This is a genomic window from Amaricoccus tamworthensis (assembly GCF_049800875.1).
In the GTDB taxonomy this organism is placed as follows: Bacteria; Pseudomonadota; Alphaproteobacteria; order Rhodobacterales; family Rhodobacteraceae; genus Amaricoccus; species Amaricoccus tamworthensis.
In genome coordinates, this window is the sequence record NZ_JBNAFV010000021.1 from 48133 (window position 1) to 63968 (window position 15836).

Here is a 15836-nt window from a genome sequence, read left to right on the forward strand (position 1 = left end):
ATCAGTCTCCTGATGAGCGCGCCAGTGTACGCAAACGTTGTTCGAAATCTGCGTCATCACTGTCGCCGTCGATGACAACGGGGGCCAGCACTTCAGCGTCAGGTATCTGCGTTAATCTCATCACCTGCCCGCCATTCTTCGCCGCGAATAAATTGGCTTTTATGACATCAGCAAACGGCACAATTTCAGGCGTGCCCATACCGCCCATGACGCGGCTGCCCACAACAAAATGCGCCGCGTCCGCGGCGATCCAGTTTGTGATACCGGGATCAGACCATGTGGCACCCTGCGCGCCCATGTCATTGACCCAGATCGCCAGAACCTCATGGGTCTGTTCGGGCAGCCGGATGTAGGCCACGGCGTCACGCACCTGACTGAAAAAAATCGGCATTTGAGGAAGCCCGCCCAAGTGCGCTTGCGCCTTGGGGCCGTCATGCTCAAACACATTCATCTGACAGAAATGCCCTACGGCTTCAACGGTGAGCGGCAGAGGGGATGTGTCCTGCGCCAGTTCTTCTTTGCAGGCGCTCAACGTCAAAAGGGCGAGGATACTCAATAAGCGGATCATGGTTCGACCTTTCTAAAGGCCAGCGTGGCAAGTCCAAGGGCCAGGATTGGCCAGAGCAGCACCGACAAAAGCGATTGCCAAAGTGCGATAGAGGCCGCAGCCCCCCCAACGCCTGATGCCGTCGACGTGGCCTGTGAGGCGGTTAGGTTGAACAGGCGGAAGGCATCAGCTGGATTGGCAAGCAAAGCGGTTGGGAAAACCCGCATCGTAAAAATGCCGCCGTCGTCCGCGACCACAGCGGCCAAAAGCGCCAGATCATAGAGCACAACCAGTCCCAGCCAGAGCCCGATTGCGAGCCCGGCAGCACCAGACGCACGCCGCGACAACGATGACAGCGCATAGCCGATCCCCAAAAATGTGGCTCCCAGTAACGTCGAAGTCCACGCCAAACGCCAGAGCGAACCAATCCCTGCAACGGCGGTAGAATCGTTTGCGACCGCCATCAAAGCCGCCACGCCGTAGCCAGCCACCAGGGCGATCACCAAAATGCCTGTATGGGCAATCAGCTTACCTGCGATGACTTCCCACCGCGCGACGGGATAAGTGAGCAGCAAAGGCAATGTGCCGCGTTCCACTTCACCTGCAACTGCGTCAAAAGACATGAGCAGCGCCACTAGTGGCACCAAATAGACCGAAAGCGACGTAAGCGACACGACCGTAATGGAAAGGCGATCAGCGCCAAGTTGCCCACTTGGGGCAGACCCAACAGCCGACAAGACCAGTGAGAAGATCACCATCAGCAGCACCGCGATCAGCACCCAGCGGTTGCGTCTTGCGATATGGGCCTCGTAGATGACCGTGGCGATAATTCTGGCGATCATTGGCCGTCCCTCCGGCTGAAATGGCTATAGATGTCTTCAAGACTGGGTGGGACAACGTCGATGTCAGCGACCTTGCCTTTCAGCGCAGCAACATGGGCGAGCGTTTGGAGCTTTTGATCCTGAGCGCAGGTGACATGAAGGCTATCACCAACGCGAATGGAATTGGGCAAGGCCGCAAGAATGTCGGAATCGTAGCCATTGATCGCGGCAATGTGCATCGAAACAGGCAAAGCGGCCTCACGGCGCAGATCTTGCAGCGACCCTTCGGCAACCATTCTGCCCCCTGACAATATCAACAGCCGATCGGTGCGCGCCTCGACCTCTGTTAAGGCGTGGCTGGACAGCAGGATCGCGGCACCATCAGCGGCCAACCCGTCCAAAAGCTCGTAAAAGTCGCGCCGCGAAACGGGGTCCAGACCGCTGGTTGGCTCATCCAGCACCAGGATGCTGGGATGCCCGATTAGCGCTTGCGCTAACCCGACCCGCTGACGCATGCCCTTGGAATAGGTGCCGATCCGCCGATTGGCCGCATGTCCCAGACCGACTTTATCGAGCAGCGCCATCGCGGCTGAAACAGGCTCGCGACGCAAGCGCAAGTAAAAAGTGATGTGTTCCAATCCGGTCAGAGCGGAATGAAAGGTGACGTTTTCCGGCAGATACGCGACCTCGGCGCGTGCCACGGCACTCCCAGGCAATGAGCCGCACACTGAAATCTCGCCGCTGTCGACCGCAGTCAGGCCCAGAATAATTTTCATCAAAGTCGACTTGCCCGCGCCATTGTGGCCAAGCAGCGCCACCCTCTCACCGGGGGCCACATTCAAAGATACATCAGACAGGGCCTTAACCCCGCCAAACGCCTTAGTGAGATGAGAGATCGTTAATGTCGAATTCATCTGGTTCTCTTTCCTTCCAACGATTGGCCACTTTGGCCTCCATCGCGAGGTACTGTTGGGGGACTTCCACGGTTGGCGCTGTCACGAGCGGCGCACTATCCACAACCCCTCCGGGCAGTGTGGCCGGAAAACTGGATTGACCCCATCGGATCAATTGGACCACCGGAGACCCGGTCAAAAGGGCGGCCGCCGGCTGGGACCAAAGGATGTGATCCATCAGGTCGTTGGGCCGGAACGGGCTGTCGGCAATACCGTCACCGCCAAGATCAAAACTCGCATGATCTGACCAATAATTGCCCCGACCCTCAAAGCTCCATTCGATGTCGTGCGTGCCGACGTATTTTACTTGCGTCCGATTACCCAGGAACGCATTTCCTGTGAACACATTGCGCTCAGAGCCAGCGGTGAAATGGATGCCGATATTGCAGCCTTCAAAGCGGTTTCCATAAATCAGGTTTTTATGCGCGTTGTAGATAAACGTACATCTATCTGCTCCGCCGCGTACCAAATTGCCTGAAACATCGGCGTTATTGGCGAAGTTCAACATGACACCGTGACTGCGGTCCGACAGGCTCAGATTGTCTTTAACAACCACTTTGTTTGAGAACATGATGGCATAGCCAAGATGATTTCCGATCGACACATTGCCCGAAACCTCGGAATTGTTGGTGTACATGTAGTGGACGGCAAAGCGCAGATCGCGGAACAGGTTGTTTCGGTAGACGCCCTTTCGCGATGTATTTGAAAATATCCCGTCACGGCCCCACCGGATCGAGTTCCCCTCGACCAGGGTGCCCGGCGAATTCCAGACATAAATCCCGTTGCCGCGGTCATTCATCCGGGGCTGCTGCGTGCCTTCGATTGTATTATTGCGCACTTGTGCATCGTGGCCTCCGTGAACGTCGATGCCATGCAAATTGCCCAACACGCGGTTGTTTTCAACAACAGCACGGTCAGCCTTTCTGAGGATCTTTATTCCGGCGTCCGTGTCTTGGCTGTTCAGGCCCGATCCCGTCACGGTGAGGTTTGAAATGGTAACATCGGAGGCATCGATACTGACCACCGTGCCATGCCCCTGCCCATCAATGATTGCGTTGTGGCCGCCAGTCAATGTGAGTGGGCGGTCTATGACAACAGGGCCTGCGTGCAAACCCGGCTGCAGAATAAGCACATCGCCAGGGTTTGCTCCGGCGATGGCGATGGCAAGCGTGCCCTGACCCGCAGCCACGTGCCGCTCGTCCGCCAAAAGGGGCAGCGCGATCAGCATGAACAGCAAAACGGTCAGGGCACGTATCATGGCTTAACTCGCCTTCGGCTCGACAAACATCCGGCCGCGCATTTCCATGTGAAGCGCGTGGCAGAACCACTGACAGTAGTACCAATAGACGCCAGGTTGCGTCGCTTTAAACGTGACGGACGACGTCGCCTGCGGTCCGATTTCCATCGCGACCCCGTGGTTGCCCATGGTAAACCCATGGGTCAGGTCATCGATATCATCGAGGTTTGTTACGATCACCGTGACTTCATCATCCTGTTGAACAGTGAAGCTTTCCAACGAGAATGACGGTGCGTTGCTTGACATATACACGCGCACCTTGTTGCCATCCCGGATGACTTCTTCCTGCCAGTCATCAAGGTCAACGCCATCCGCTTCGGCTTGCTTTCGCGTGTCCGCCCACATCGGGTCATTGCGATCCCAGACCGACAATGGGTTCAGCTTGGAAGGTGCCACGATAATGGAGTCGTGCGGCTCGGCGAATGTCGGCCCATCGTGGATCAACGTCATCTCATCGCCATCGATGGCAAAAAGCTGTTCGTTTTCCGGCTTCAGCGGTCCGACATTCAGAAACCTGTCCTTCGAAAACTTGTTCATCGTCAGATAGTATTTGTCGGACGCGTCCAGAGTTTCGCCCATCACCGTTGAGTTGTGACCGGGCTGATAATGCACATCCTTCTTGGTAATGATCGGATCAACATCTTCCCCGTTGTAAAGCTTGATGGCGTCCTCAATGTTCCATTTCACCACTTGGCTATCGAGGAACAACGTTGTGTATGCAGCACCCTTACCGTCAAAGCACGTGTGAAGCGGCCCAAGGCCCAGTTCTGGCTCTGCAACAACGACACTGCGCGGCTCGGCCCCGTCATTAAAAACCGCCTCCAGCTTGCGAACATCAATCACCGAAACCGTCGGGGACAGCTTGCCCGCGATGCAGAGGTGAATCTTGTCCGGTGCCATGTTGCAACCATGTGGGTTGTTCGGGATTGGAATGTAGCGTGTGTACTTGTTCTTTGTCCCTTTGCGTCCATCCAATACCTTGACGCCGTTCAGCTCGATGAAATCACCTGCGGCGATGCCGTTTTCGATCTCAGGAATATTGAACACGACAACGTGGTCCATATCCGCCTCGGTCATGTCGGCGAGGTTCATCCCCATCTCCGAGTTATACGAGGTCGAAAACGCGTATTTGCCTTCGTAGTCACAGTCGGTGTTGTCGAGGTTGCCGGTCACCATCACCTGCCACGCGACTGTCATCTCGTCAGCGTCAATCGCAGTGTAGAAGTTCACATACTTCTCCGGCTCATCAAGGATCTGTCCGTCGTTGACCATCGGCACTTCGTCTTCGCCATTGCAGAAGACATAGTTTGTGCGGGGCCATTTTTGTGGACGCAGGCCGTGGATCGCCTTGGCATTGGGGATCTCGATAATCTTGTCGCATTTCATCACATCGCCGCGTACCCGCGCGACGCGCGTGTTTGCCTTGTCGTTCATAAACAGATAACGACCGTCATACTTGCCTTCGGTGAACGACATATGCGGGTGGTGCAAATCGCCGTTTGGCGGGAATTCATGCCCGTTGGCGGCCAGGTATTCCTTTGTCTTGGGCAACAACCCATCGGTTAGAATTTTCTTGGACTCATTCGAAATTCCCCAACCCGTGGCCGAGCAGGTGTTAAAAACGGGCACGCGCATCAGTTCACGCATCGACGGGATGCCAAGAATGCGCATCTCGCCGCACTGGCCCGAAGACCAAAAACCGTAGAACTCATCAAGCTGACCGGGCCCCACTTCCGCACCCGCAGCTGCACGTGCGCTGGTGGCTGTGGCCAGTGTTGCTCCTGCCACCGCGCCACCGGTCAACATGGCACGACCACCCCAGGTTCCGGCAAGGGCAGCGCCGCCTGCCGTCGCGCCCAAAAGGGCCCTGCGCGAGATTGGGAGCTTTTTTTCCTCTGACATGTCTTATCCTTTCATGTAGTTGGAATTTTGTTTTTTTGGTTCGGATGGCCAACAAACCGTTCAAGATCTGGCCCGGCGCTGTCTTTGGCCCGTCGTTTCATCTTCTTGATGACGACAGGACAGGTTGTTTCTGATTGATAGAGCACCTGGCAATGCAGGCAGTTGATGCACTCGTTCGGGTTAATCTCGCCCGTTGGATGGATCGCCTGAACGGGACATTGATGTGCGCAGGTCTGGCATGGGTTGCCGCATTCCTTGTAGCGCTTGAGCCAATCGAACATCCGCAACCTTGCAGGAATGGCAAGTGCCGCGCCCAGGGGGCATAGGTAACGGCAAAAGAACCGCTCGACGAATAGCCCTGCGATTAGCAGAGCCGCAACATAAGCCACGAATGGCCATGCGCGCACAAAATTCAGGATGATCGCCGTCTTAAACGGTTCAACCTCGGCCAACCGTTCAGCCTGTTCGATGCTGGTCAACGACACACCGAACAGACCAAGAAAAATCATGTATTTCAGAGGCCATAGACGCTCATGCAAACCCCATGGCAGGGTCCACTGGGGAATGCGCAATTGGCGTGCCACCTGATTGAGCAATTCCTGAAGCGCACCAAAAGGGCACAGCCAGCCACAATAGGCACCCCGCCCCCAGAACAGGAGTGCAGCTGCCACCGAGAACCACAGGATAAAAGTCAACGGTTCCAAAAGAAACGCCTGCCAACTGAAGCCGGAAACAAGCGAGCCGAAAAGAGCCATCAGGTTCACCACCGACAGCTGCGCATTGGAAATCCATCCTAGATAAACCAGCGCTACCGTCAAAAACCCGATGCGAAACCAGTAGAAAACACGTTCGTTACGGACCGCAAAAGTCTGAAAAAAGAACACCCCAGTGAGGATGGCCAACATGACGCCGAGGACAAAAATCTCGACTTGTTTGACCACCCAAATCCGCTTCCAGAGGGCCTGCTGCGCATCCAGTTCAGTCTGTGATGTTACAGCCGCGACGCTGTCTGGAATTTCCCTTGCCGGTGCTGCCGAGACCGCACGAATGTAGTGTGATGGCAATTGGTAGCCCAGATCAAAGGTGGTAAAGACCTTTTCTATTGCGCCGACTTCGCGCTGTACCAAAAGCTGGATACGGAAAGGCTTGGTGGGATCAAAACCACTGTCAGCTGGAATCTTGAACAGGTCAGCTTCGGAAAAAACCGGCGCGCCCTCGGCGGCGATGGTGTTTATACGTTTGTGCATCCGATCTCGAAAACGGACTGATACATCATCCTGAATTAGCACAATCCGGTCAAAGATGCCGCCACGCACGTAGCCCGACCCTTTAAAGGAATAGAGACCTCGGCCAACGATCGCGATTGCATGGTCACCTTCTTCCAGCCAGTTTTGCACATTGGCGGCAACGTCATCACCCAAGATTGAACGCCCAATCGCAGGGTGTGAAACAAGCGCTGCCTGCATCTCGATGAATGTTGTCTCGGGAGCTTCGGCCAGGGCGCGTTTGCCTGCACGTTCGTCATCCATTGTCGCAAAGGCGGAATTGATCTGGCCCACGTCGAGCGAGAGGCGGCGTAATGTACCGTCACCTTCCAGCGTCATCCAATCCGGTGCCGCTTCAGCGTCAGTGTCGATCTCGAATTGCGGCCCCGCGCTTGCTTCGTCCCTCACGAGGCCACCAAGGCCAAGTTGGCGCGCAACTTTCAGACCAGCGCGAACGATTGAATCGTCGATCACCATGATCGTCACAGTCGCGCCTGAAATGATATCGAGCTGGTGTGCGGTGCCGCCAGATTCTGCTTCCGCTACCAGGTCAAGACCTCGGTAATTGGCCACCAATGCCTTTACCTTGGCGTCTGGAATGCCGATCAGCACAATCGGTTCGGAGTGCTTGACGAGTTCCACGCCAATGACCTGGGCGGCATCATTTATTGCAACCATTGTATGAATGGGCTTGCCGGAATAGCCGGTGGTGGAGACAAAATCCGACGTAATGTAGGCCCAACCGATCCGCTCGCCAGCCTTTAGAATCTGAACAACCGGAATCTCTGGATGAATACCGCCGTAGGCGTCCGCTCCCTCAACCAGTTCGTCAGCGGCGAGATCTGGTAACAGCTTTGACAGCACTGTGTCGGCTGATGCAGGGAGCCCAAGCAAGAGGAGCGCCGCAAACATCGCCATAAATTTTAGGGATGACAATAAGATATTCATGCGTTGGCGTCCTCAAACACAGGTCGCCCGTCGCTGCGCATCATTCGGTCGCCTGATGACAAATCAATTGTGACCAGCCTCGGCATGGAAAACTGCACAACCGGAGGGCCACGCGGCGTGGGGTAAAGGTTTCGTTTGTTGACGATGGGGTCTTTGGCAACGGAGTTCACCACCCCCATGTCCAAACGGTTCAAGGACCGAATGAACGACCACATTGTGGGAGTTAAGACGCCGACAGTTTGACAACCGGTCAGGCACTCGGGGCAGAACTGCGCTGGCTCAACAGGGTTACCGTTGGCGTCGAACGACACAGTTTTGGCAACACCGTCCGCGCAAATTTCCATTGTGAAAACAGCGTTACCTTCGGCGTTTGTCATACCGGTCGAGCTGTACAAAGCCAGCGACAGTGTCAGCAAAAGACCGAGGACACGGGTGACCGCATTTTTCATAGCAAAATACCAACTCACAACCATCGGCGTGATTTGATCCATCGCAATGAAGAAGCGATAGATCCTGCTGTTTCAGGGGTGCCCTTTGCCCAAAAGCCCCCACTCCTTCGCGCTCAAAGACCGCTCAAGCTCTCTTCAAATCGCTCTTTGGCCTTTCTGGGTATCTTCCCAGACAGAAAGCTGCCAGCGTCGACAGCGTCATCACCGACAGCGATGACCATCACCATGCCCATGCCCCAATGCGGCTTGCACTTGACGCCATAAAGTCCAGGCTCAGTCAGCGTGACATCAATCTCCTCGTTGATCTTGCCCGAAAAAGGGGCCGCTCCTTCCGGAACCATTCCCTTGACAGATTCAGCGTTATGACCTTTGTCAGCCGGAATAAATTTGACGGTGTCACCCGCTGCAATGCGGAGCGAGGCGGGCTCAAACACCATCGAGCCACTGTCGCCTTTATTCAACATTTGAACTTCAAACGTTTCGGAAAATGCTGCACCGCCCAACAAAGATACGAGTGCAATACCGGCTACCAACGTGCGAAACATGCCATTCCCTTTCAGATCGAATTGTTTGTTGAGCTACTGCCTAGCGGATTGGCACCATCGAACTTTGCGCTGGCGCAAACAGTTCCGCTTTTCTTTCTGGTTGTCGGAAAATTGGAAATCGTTGGCCTTTACCCCAGACACCATGGCACAACGCTGTATATGAACGAGATATCACCACGCAAAACCATGCCGCGGCTGGACGAAAGCCTCCTCACGCATTTGCCGCCGTTTTCCAAACTGGAACGGCGCGACATTCGTACGATTCTCGACCAGGCATCGTCACGTCGTTACGACAAAGGCGTCGCGATCTTCGAGATAGGGGCACCCGCGGAACGGTTTTTCATGCTGCTTGACGGGTATGTTCGGGTGGTCCGGACTACTCCCAACGGTGAGCAGATTACAGCGCTCCATATTCCTGCGGGGCAACTCTTGGGTATCGCGAAGGCACTTGGCCGCGATACATACCCAGCCACGGCCATGACTGCGACTGAATCCATTGTGCTCAGTTGGCCCACACGCCTCTGGGACAGCTTTGTAGCCGACTATGACGGGTTCGCGACCGAAACCTACCAGACCGTCGGCAGCCGGCTGGAGGAGATGCACAGCCGTGTCGTGGAAATGGCGACCCAGCAGGTAGAACAACGCGTCGCGAATGCGCTGTTGCGCCTGATAAACCAGACGGGCCGGAAGGTGCCAGATGGGATAGAGATTGATTTCCCAATCACGCGGCAGGACTTGTCGGAATTGACAGCGACAACCTTGCATACCGTAAGTCGATTGTTGAGTGCGTGGGAGAAACGCGGTCTGGTGCAAAGCAAACGCAAGCGTATCAAAGTGACCAATCCGCACGCTCTGGTTGAGATTAGCCAAGCCTAGCCGGCATCAAATGCCAATCGCTTCCTGAAGCTCTGCCAGGAATGTGCTCTCATCAAGATCGTATTCCGCACAGGCGTCCACGATCGTGTGGAATGGGCCAATCAAACAACCCACGCAAAGCATTTTATGACGCAGGAACACTTGGATTGTATCCGGCCAGTACGTCATCAGATCGGCCAGCGGTAGATTGAGGTCATCCGGTCTGGGGTGTCGCATGGGTCTCTCCTGATGGCCCCACACTAATCCAGAAATGCATCCAAACGTTGCGCTGGCGCAAACTTGTACGCAGTGCCTATCGCTAAAAATTGGTCATCCCGAAGTCAAGGAGACCGGCCAATGGCGGAATTTCTCACGAAATCGCGGGCGCGCAACATCTTCTACGGAGGCTCGATATTTTTTGTCGTGATCTTTGTGGCGATGACCGTCCATTCACATAAATATGTTGTTGAGACCTCGACCGCCGGAATGGAACTGAGCGGGGCAGTCATCCACGGTAAACATATCTGGGAAGAAAACTCCTGCATCAATTGCCACAGCCTGCACGGGGAAGGCGCATACTTCGCCCCCGAAGTTGGCAATGTGATGACGCGCTGGGGGGTTTTGGAAGATCCAGAAGACGCCTTCGAGATGCTCAAAGGCTGGATAGAAGCGCAACCCAGCGGCATCGAAGGCCGCCGCCAAATGCCGAAATACGAATTTTCCGACGAAGACATCCGCGGCCTCGCGGAATTCCTGCGTTGGGCTGATCAGACCGATACTCAGGGCTGGCCACCGAATGAAGCCGGATAAGGACGCAGAAAAATGAAATATCAATCTCAGAAAGTGGCCTACTGGTACTTCCTTGCTGCCATGGCCCTGTTCGGCATTCAGGTGCTCGGCGGGCTTCTCGCGGGCTGGGTTTACGTCTCGCCCAATTTCCTGTCCGAACTTTTGCCGTTCAACGTTATCCGTATGATCCATACAAACGCGCTGATCGTCTGGCTTCTTTTGGGGTTCTTTGGTGCGGCGTATTTCCTCATACCCGAGGAATCTGACCGCGAGATTTGGTCGACCAAACTGGCCTATATCCAGTTGATTATTCTCTTGGTGGGGACTTTAGGTGCAGTCGGTTCCTATCTCGTTGGCATCCATGGGGGGCGCGAGTTTCTGGAGCAACCGCTCTGGGTAAAATTCGGCATCCTTGTGGCGGCACTAATTTTCCTGCTTAACATCTCGATGACCGTTCTGGCGGGCAGGAAAACCGCAATTACCGGCGTGCTGCTGATGGGGCTCTGGCTCCTGTCGCTGCTGTGGGTCTTTGCCTTCATCAATCCCGACAACCTGAGCCTGGACAAAATGTACTGGTGGTTCGTTGTTCACCTCTGGGTGGAAGCGACCTGGGAGCTTGTGATGGCCGCAATCCTGGCCTTCCTACTTCTGAAACTGACAGGGGTTGACCGCGAAGTGGTGGAAAAGTGGCTCTATGTCATCGTCGCCACCGCACTCTTTTCCGGCATCCTGGGCACCGGGCACCATTTCTACTGGATCGGGCTTCCGGGCTACTGGCAATGGGTTGGTTCGATCTTCTCGACCTTCGAGGTGATCCCTTTTTTCCTGATGATGAGCTTTGCGTTTGTGATGGTCTGGAAGGGCCGCAAGAACCACCCCAACAAGGCCGCGCTTCTGTGGTCGCTTGGGTCCAGCACAGTCGCCTTCTTCGGCGCGGGTGTATGGGGCTTCCTGCACACATTGCACGGCGTCAACTTCTACAGTCACGGCACACAGATCACCGCAGCCCACGGGCACCTCGCCTTCTACGGGGCCTATGTTGCGCTGAACCTTGCGATCTTCAGCTATGCGATGCCGATGCTACGGGAACGCGCGCCATATAATCAGGTACTCAACATGGCCTCGTTCTGGCTTATGACGGGTGGCATGGCGTTTATGACCTTCGTGCTGACCTTCGCTGGCACCATCCAGACGCATATGCAGCGTGTAATCGGTGACTACTACATGGAGGTGCAGGAAAGCCTGTCGATCTTCTACATGATGCGCTTTGGTGCTGGAGCCTGTGTGGTGATCGGTGCGCTCCTGTTTATCTATTCCCTTCTGGTGGTGCGCAAGGATGAGATCATTGCGCCCGGCCCGGCCAATCCAGTTCCTGGAGAGTAAGCCATGAACATTCAAAACACACTGGCCCTGCCGTTCTATCAACGGACGGGGCGCGAATGCGAGCTGTTCGAGGCCGCCCATGACAACAGTTTGCCCCTTCTTCTGAAAGGGCCTACTGGCTGCGGCAAGACACGTTTCGTCGAACATATGGCGGCCCGGTTGGGCAAACCGCTTTATACCGTGGCCTGCCATGATGACCTGTCAGCGGCGGATTTGATCGGGCGGTATCTGCTCAAGGGCGGCGAAACCGTCTGGGTTGATGGTTCGCTGACCCGCGCTGTACGCGAGGGCGGCATCTGCTACCTCGACGAGGTGGTCGAGGCCCGCAAGGATGTTACCGTGGTCTTGCATCCGCTGACCGACACGCGGCGCACATTGATGATCGACCGCACGGGCGAGGAACTGAGTGCACCCAAGGAGTTCATGCTCGTGGCCTCCTATAACCCCGGCTACCAGAACGTCCTCAAGCGCCTGAAACCGTCGACCCGGCAGCGTTTTCTGTCGATCAGTTTCGACTTTCCCGATGCGGAAACCGAGATTGCAGTGGTTGCCTCCGAAAGCAGGCTGGAAGCGGGCCGTGTCGCACCGCTGGTCCGCTTGGCAGGCAATATCCGCAATCTAAGCGGAATGGACCTTGAGGAAGGCGTCTCGACCCGTTTGCTGATCTATGCCGCCACACTCATGACTGACGGTATGAGCGTGACACAGGCACTTGAGGCGGCGGTAGTCGAGCCACTGAGCGATGAGCCAGACGTCCAACAAGCCCTGCGTGATCTGATCAGCACTATCTACGGATAACAGCCATGCACCTGCGTGACCTCATGGAACCCGAAGAAACGGTAGGAAACCTCTGGCACGACTTGGCCAGTGACATCGGCGCCCGTGTAACGCACCCCGAGGCAGGCGTCGCGCTGGCCTCGGTACGCCCCAGCCTTGCTGTTCTCTTCCGCGCGCTCGGCGGCGCGCCGGGCGTCGAACTGGCCGAGGCTCCGCCAAGCATTGTAACACACCGTCAGCTCATGCGCCGCAAACTCGGGGCCGAGCGTGATCGGGAATGGGTCGCACGCTTTGATGGAGAACGGCTCGCACTGCCACCTGTCATGGAGGCCTTTCCCGATGAGGATCTCAACCGTGCGGCCTTTTTCTGGCTAACGGCACTTGCCGCCTTAACCGATGTCGATGGTCTCGATTTGATCACCACCGGCTACGCACTGGACTGCGCACAAATTCGCGCGAATGCAGCGGCTGCAGACAGAGCCTGTTTGGCCTGTCCCGGATTGCGTGACCGCTATCTCGCGATGGCTGCGTTTTGTGCAGACGCTCGGCCGGACATGCGTCGGCCCGCACAAGAGGCCGCATTAGAACAGGCCATCCGCGACCAGTTGCATGGCCGTGCACCCGCGCTTGATGCGACTGATTCAGACGTGCGCACCTACATGCCATGCGCCCCTGTCCCAATCTGGTTGCGCTTTGAACGTCCCGGCTCGGGCGGGCAGGCTGCCGACGATGGCAAAGCCGGTCCAAACGCACCGGCGCCCAATGCCACCCCAGGCAACCGCAAGCTGGGAGAGCGCAAGGATCAGGACCAGCACAACCGCAAAGACAGTTTCATCATCCACCGCTTTGAATCGATCCTGTCATGGGTCGAATCCATGAATATCAATCGCAGTATTGATGACGACGATGACGAGAACGCGCAGAAGGCCGCCGACGATCAGGACCGGATCACCCTGTCGAAACAGGACCGCAAGGTCGCGACGCGGCTGCGCCTGCATCTGGACCTGTCACCGGCCGACGCCGACCACGAGGCGTTGGCAGGCAAACACACCTACCCTGAATGGAACCACCGGACGCGCAGTTACATGGAAGGTCACTGCCGGGTGCTCGATACGCCTGCCGTGGCCGAGAGCGTAACCTACACGCCAAACGACCGCTATGTCCGTGAAGTCCGCCGCCAGTTCGAAGCCCTGCGCCCGCGCCGTGTGCTGCAACCGCGCCAGATCGACGGAGCAGAACTGGACCTTGATGCGGTCCTGACTTCGCAGGCCGAGATGGTCGCCACCGGGCGCGGTTCTGACCGGATCTGGCAAGCCGCGCGGCAGATGGATCGCGACGTGTCGGTTGCCTTCCTGATTGACACCTCCCGATCGACCGAAGCGGCGATCGGCGACACCTGTGTCATCGACGTGGCCCGCGACACGATGGCGGCATTGGCTGCAGGGATCGACGCGGCCGGCGACCGCTGTGGTATTTGGGGTTTTTCATCGCTCCGCCGTGACAGGGTGTTCCTGACCCTCTGCAAGGGCTTCGACGACCCGATGTCGCCCGCGATCACCGCCAATATCGGCGCGCTCAAGCCCGGTCACTATACCCGCCTCGGTGCCGCGATCCGCCATGTCAGCGCGCAATTGGCCGAGGAACCCAGCGCATGCAAACTGTTGATCGTGCTGACCGATGGCAAACCGAATGATATGGATCACTACGAAGGCCAGCACGGGATCGAAGACAGCCACATGGCCGTGCGCGAGGCACGCGCAGCGGGCCAAAGCCTGCACGGCGTGGTGATCGACGAAGATGGGCAGGACTGGTTCGCCCGCATTTTCGGGCGCGGAGGTTTCGCCCTTTTGCCAAACCCCGAACGCCTGCTGCGCGCGCTGCCCGATATCTACCGTACACTGACACAGGAGACCTGATATGCGCTTCCTTCTTTCCCTCGCCGGCGTCTTTGTCCTCGCAAGCTCGCGCCTCTTTGCGGAAGGCTTCGAGCGACCGGTTCCTCAGGCACAGTCGGCAACGGCCGAGTTCTGGTATGCATTGGCCTGCATCACGCTTGTGCTGAGTATGGTAGCAGTACATTGGTTGGTGTCGCGCAGATGACACGGGCGGGATGGTCCACGCGCAAGATCGCTTTGGTGCTCTACCCGTTCGGGGCGGGTGCGGCAGCGATCAACGTGTTCTTTGCAGCCCTGATCTTCAGCTGGGTCGGTGGCCCGATCATCTCCGCCAGCCTATCGATCCTAATCGGCGTGGGTCTTGGAATTCCCGCCACATGGTATTTTGCGAAACACATCCGTCACCTGATGGACGTGGCAGATAAGTGAGCGGCGACGTGAAAATCGACATGGGCGGGCAACCGCCAACGATTGACGAACACAACCCTGAAAAATTGCTCGATCTGCCCCCGGAAGAGGTTCAGTTGCTGATGCGGGCGGGCGAAATCACCTCACGTTTCGAACCAGGTATGGGCGAGGACGCAGGCAACATCGGGCTGACCTTTTTCCATCACGGTCGCAGGGTCCGTCTGACATGTTTGAAAGACGGGTCGGCTCTGACCAAGTCTCGCGTGACAACGGAGAGACCATAATGCCGCAGTCATCCGCAGAACAGATGCGCAGCTGGAAAGGGCCTGCGATCTTCAGCTTTGGTTTCCGTCCCTTTTTCCTTTTTGGGGCGCTTTGGGTCGTGGTGGCGATGGTGCTGTGGCTTGCCAGCCTGGCGGGCATCATCGGTTTGCCAACGCGGTTTGATCCAGTGTCGTGGCACGCGCATGAATTTTTGTTCGGCTATCTGGGTGCCATTCTGGCAGGGTTTCTGCTGACGGCAGTTCCGAACTGGACAGGGCGTCTGCCTCTGGTTGGTTGGCCTTTGGCGGCCCTTTTTGCGCTCTGGGTCGCGGGGCGGGTGGCTGTGTTGTGTGAAACGGCATGCAATTTTGACCCTCATATTGGGGTAATCGGCGTCCAAAAGTGACCCCCCTTATAAATCTGTTCAGAAGCTTCCTCAAAAGCATGGGGGAGCAGTCAGGGGATGTTGGTTGTGGAGACGATCGCGAAGATCAGGCGTGCGCATTTTATCGAAGGCAAGTCGATCAAGCAGATTTGCCGTGAACTGCGGTTATCCCGCAATACGGTGCGTAGAGTCATCCGATCCGGTGCGACCGAGTTCAGTTATGACCGCACGACGCAGCCCCGCCCAAAGATTGATCCCTGGCGTTCTGAGTTGGACGGGATGCTGGCCGAGAACGTCCGGCGGCCGAAGCGGGAACGCCTGACGCTCATCCGGATCTATGAGGAACTGCGTAA

Annotated in this window: 17 protein-coding genes and 1 pseudogene; 9 read left to right on the plus strand and 9 right to left on the minus strand. The window is 56.7% G+C overall.

What is annotated here, in order from left to right; genetic code table 11:
• Window position 1: 1 nt before the first annotated feature.
• The 8 genes from ACP15P_RS21170 to ACP15P_RS21205 all read right to left on the minus strand — a co-directional run bounded on the left by ACP15P_RS21170 (window position 2) and on the right by ACP15P_RS21205 (window position 8727).
• Window positions 2-568, minus strand: a complete 567-nt coding sequence (locus tag ACP15P_RS21170) for a nitrous oxide reductase accessory protein NosL (protein WP_424930460.1) — start codon at window positions 566-568, stop codon at window positions 2-4.
• Window positions 565-1389 (minus strand): ABC transporter permease, encoded by an 825-nt coding sequence (locus tag ACP15P_RS21175; protein WP_424930461.1) that lies wholly within the window; start codon window positions 1387-1389, stop codon window positions 565-567. The genes ACP15P_RS21170 and ACP15P_RS21175 overlap by 4 nt, the downstream gene beginning before the upstream one ends.
• On the minus strand, window positions 1386-2282 hold the full coding sequence (locus ACP15P_RS21180; RefSeq protein ID WP_424930462.1) for an ABC transporter ATP-binding protein: 897 nt from the start codon (window positions 2280-2282) through the stop codon (window positions 1386-1388). The genes ACP15P_RS21175 and ACP15P_RS21180 overlap by 4 nt, the downstream gene beginning before the upstream one ends.
• Entirely contained in the window at window positions 2248-3579 is a 1332-nt protein-coding gene (locus ACP15P_RS21185) for a nitrous oxide reductase family maturation protein NosD (protein WP_424930463.1), read from the minus strand. The genes ACP15P_RS21180 and ACP15P_RS21185 overlap by 35 nt, the downstream gene beginning before the upstream one ends.
• Window positions 3580-3582: 3 nt before the next feature.
• Window positions 3583-5520: a TAT-dependent nitrous-oxide reductase gene (gene nosZ / locus ACP15P_RS21190; protein ID WP_424930464.1), complete on the minus strand. Its 1938-nt coding sequence runs from the start codon at window positions 5518-5520 to the stop codon at window positions 3583-3585.
• A gap of 11 nt (window positions 5521-5531) precedes the next feature.
• The gene (locus ACP15P_RS21195) at window positions 5532-7733 is read right to left on the minus strand and encodes a 4Fe-4S binding protein (RefSeq protein WP_424930465.1); all 2202 of its coding nucleotides are present in this window, start codon (window positions 7731-7733) and stop codon (window positions 5532-5534) included.
• On the minus strand, window positions 7730-8182 hold the full coding sequence (locus ACP15P_RS21200) for a hypothetical protein (RefSeq protein ID WP_424930466.1): 453 nt from the start codon (window positions 8180-8182) through the stop codon (window positions 7730-7732). The genes ACP15P_RS21195 and ACP15P_RS21200 overlap by 4 nt, the downstream gene beginning before the upstream one ends.
• Before the next feature lie 113 nt (window positions 8183-8295).
• The gene (locus ACP15P_RS21205; protein ID WP_424930467.1) at window positions 8296-8727 is read right to left on the minus strand and encodes a pseudoazurin; all 432 of its coding nucleotides are present in this window, start codon (window positions 8725-8727) and stop codon (window positions 8296-8298) included.
• A 186-nt stretch (window positions 8728-8913) separates the two neighbouring features.
• On the opposite strand from ACP15P_RS21205, the gene ACP15P_RS21210 reads away from it, so the two are divergent.
• Window positions 8914-9603, plus strand: a complete 690-nt coding sequence (locus ACP15P_RS21210) for a Crp/Fnr family transcriptional regulator (RefSeq protein ID WP_424930480.1) — start codon at window positions 8914-8916, stop codon at window positions 9601-9603.
• 6 nt (window positions 9604-9609) lie between these two features.
• On the opposite strand, the gene ACP15P_RS21215 is transcribed toward ACP15P_RS21210, so the two are convergent.
• Window positions 9610-9819 (minus strand): DUF1858 domain-containing protein, encoded by a 210-nt coding sequence (locus tag ACP15P_RS21215; RefSeq protein WP_424930468.1) that lies wholly within the window; start codon window positions 9817-9819, stop codon window positions 9610-9612.
• Window positions 9820-9939: 120 nt separating this feature from the next.
• Here ACP15P_RS21215 and ACP15P_RS21220 point away from each other — a divergent pair, with 120 nt between their 5' ends.
• From ACP15P_RS21220 to ACP15P_RS21255, 8 genes and pseudogenes are all read left to right on the plus strand, one after another.
• Window positions 9940-10392: a c-type cytochrome gene (locus tag ACP15P_RS21220; protein ID WP_424930469.1), complete on the plus strand. Its 453-nt coding sequence runs from the start codon at window positions 9940-9942 to the stop codon at window positions 10390-10392.
• Window positions 10393-10404: 12 nt separating this feature from the next.
• On the plus strand, window positions 10405-11754 hold the full coding sequence (locus ACP15P_RS21225) for a cbb3-type cytochrome c oxidase subunit I (RefSeq protein ID WP_424930470.1): 1350 nt from the start codon (window positions 10405-10407) through the stop codon (window positions 11752-11754).
• A 3-nt stretch (window positions 11755-11757) separates the two neighbouring features.
• On the plus strand, window positions 11758-12552 hold the full coding sequence (locus ACP15P_RS21230; protein ID WP_424930471.1) for a CbbQ/NirQ/NorQ/GpvN family protein: 795 nt from the start codon (window positions 11758-11760) through the stop codon (window positions 12550-12552).
• Window positions 12553-12557: 5 nt separating this feature from the next.
• On the plus strand, window positions 12558-14447 hold the full coding sequence (locus ACP15P_RS21235) for a nitric oxide reductase activation protein NorD (RefSeq protein ID WP_424930472.1): 1890 nt from the start codon (window positions 12558-12560) through the stop codon (window positions 14445-14447).
• Between the two features lie 180 nt (window positions 14448-14627).
• Window positions 14628-14855 carry an NnrT protein gene (locus tag ACP15P_RS21240; protein WP_424930473.1) on the plus strand — a complete coding sequence of 76 codons (228 nt, stop codon included), beginning with the start codon at window positions 14628-14630 and terminating at the stop codon, window positions 14853-14855.
• Window positions 14852-15118 (plus strand): DUF6522 family protein, encoded by a 267-nt coding sequence (locus tag ACP15P_RS21245; protein WP_424930474.1) that lies wholly within the window; start codon window positions 14852-14854, stop codon window positions 15116-15118. The genes ACP15P_RS21240 and ACP15P_RS21245 overlap by 4 nt, the downstream gene beginning before the upstream one ends.
• Window positions 15118-15444 (plus strand): annotated as a pseudogene (locus ACP15P_RS21250) (NnrS family protein); the annotation flags it as partial. The gene ACP15P_RS21245 and the pseudogene ACP15P_RS21250, both read left to right, overlap by 1 nt.
• A gap of 117 nt (window positions 15445-15561) precedes the next feature.
• Window positions 15562-15836: helix-turn-helix domain-containing protein (locus tag ACP15P_RS21255; RefSeq protein ID WP_424928978.1), on the plus strand; the 275-nt coding region annotated here is incomplete at its 3' end.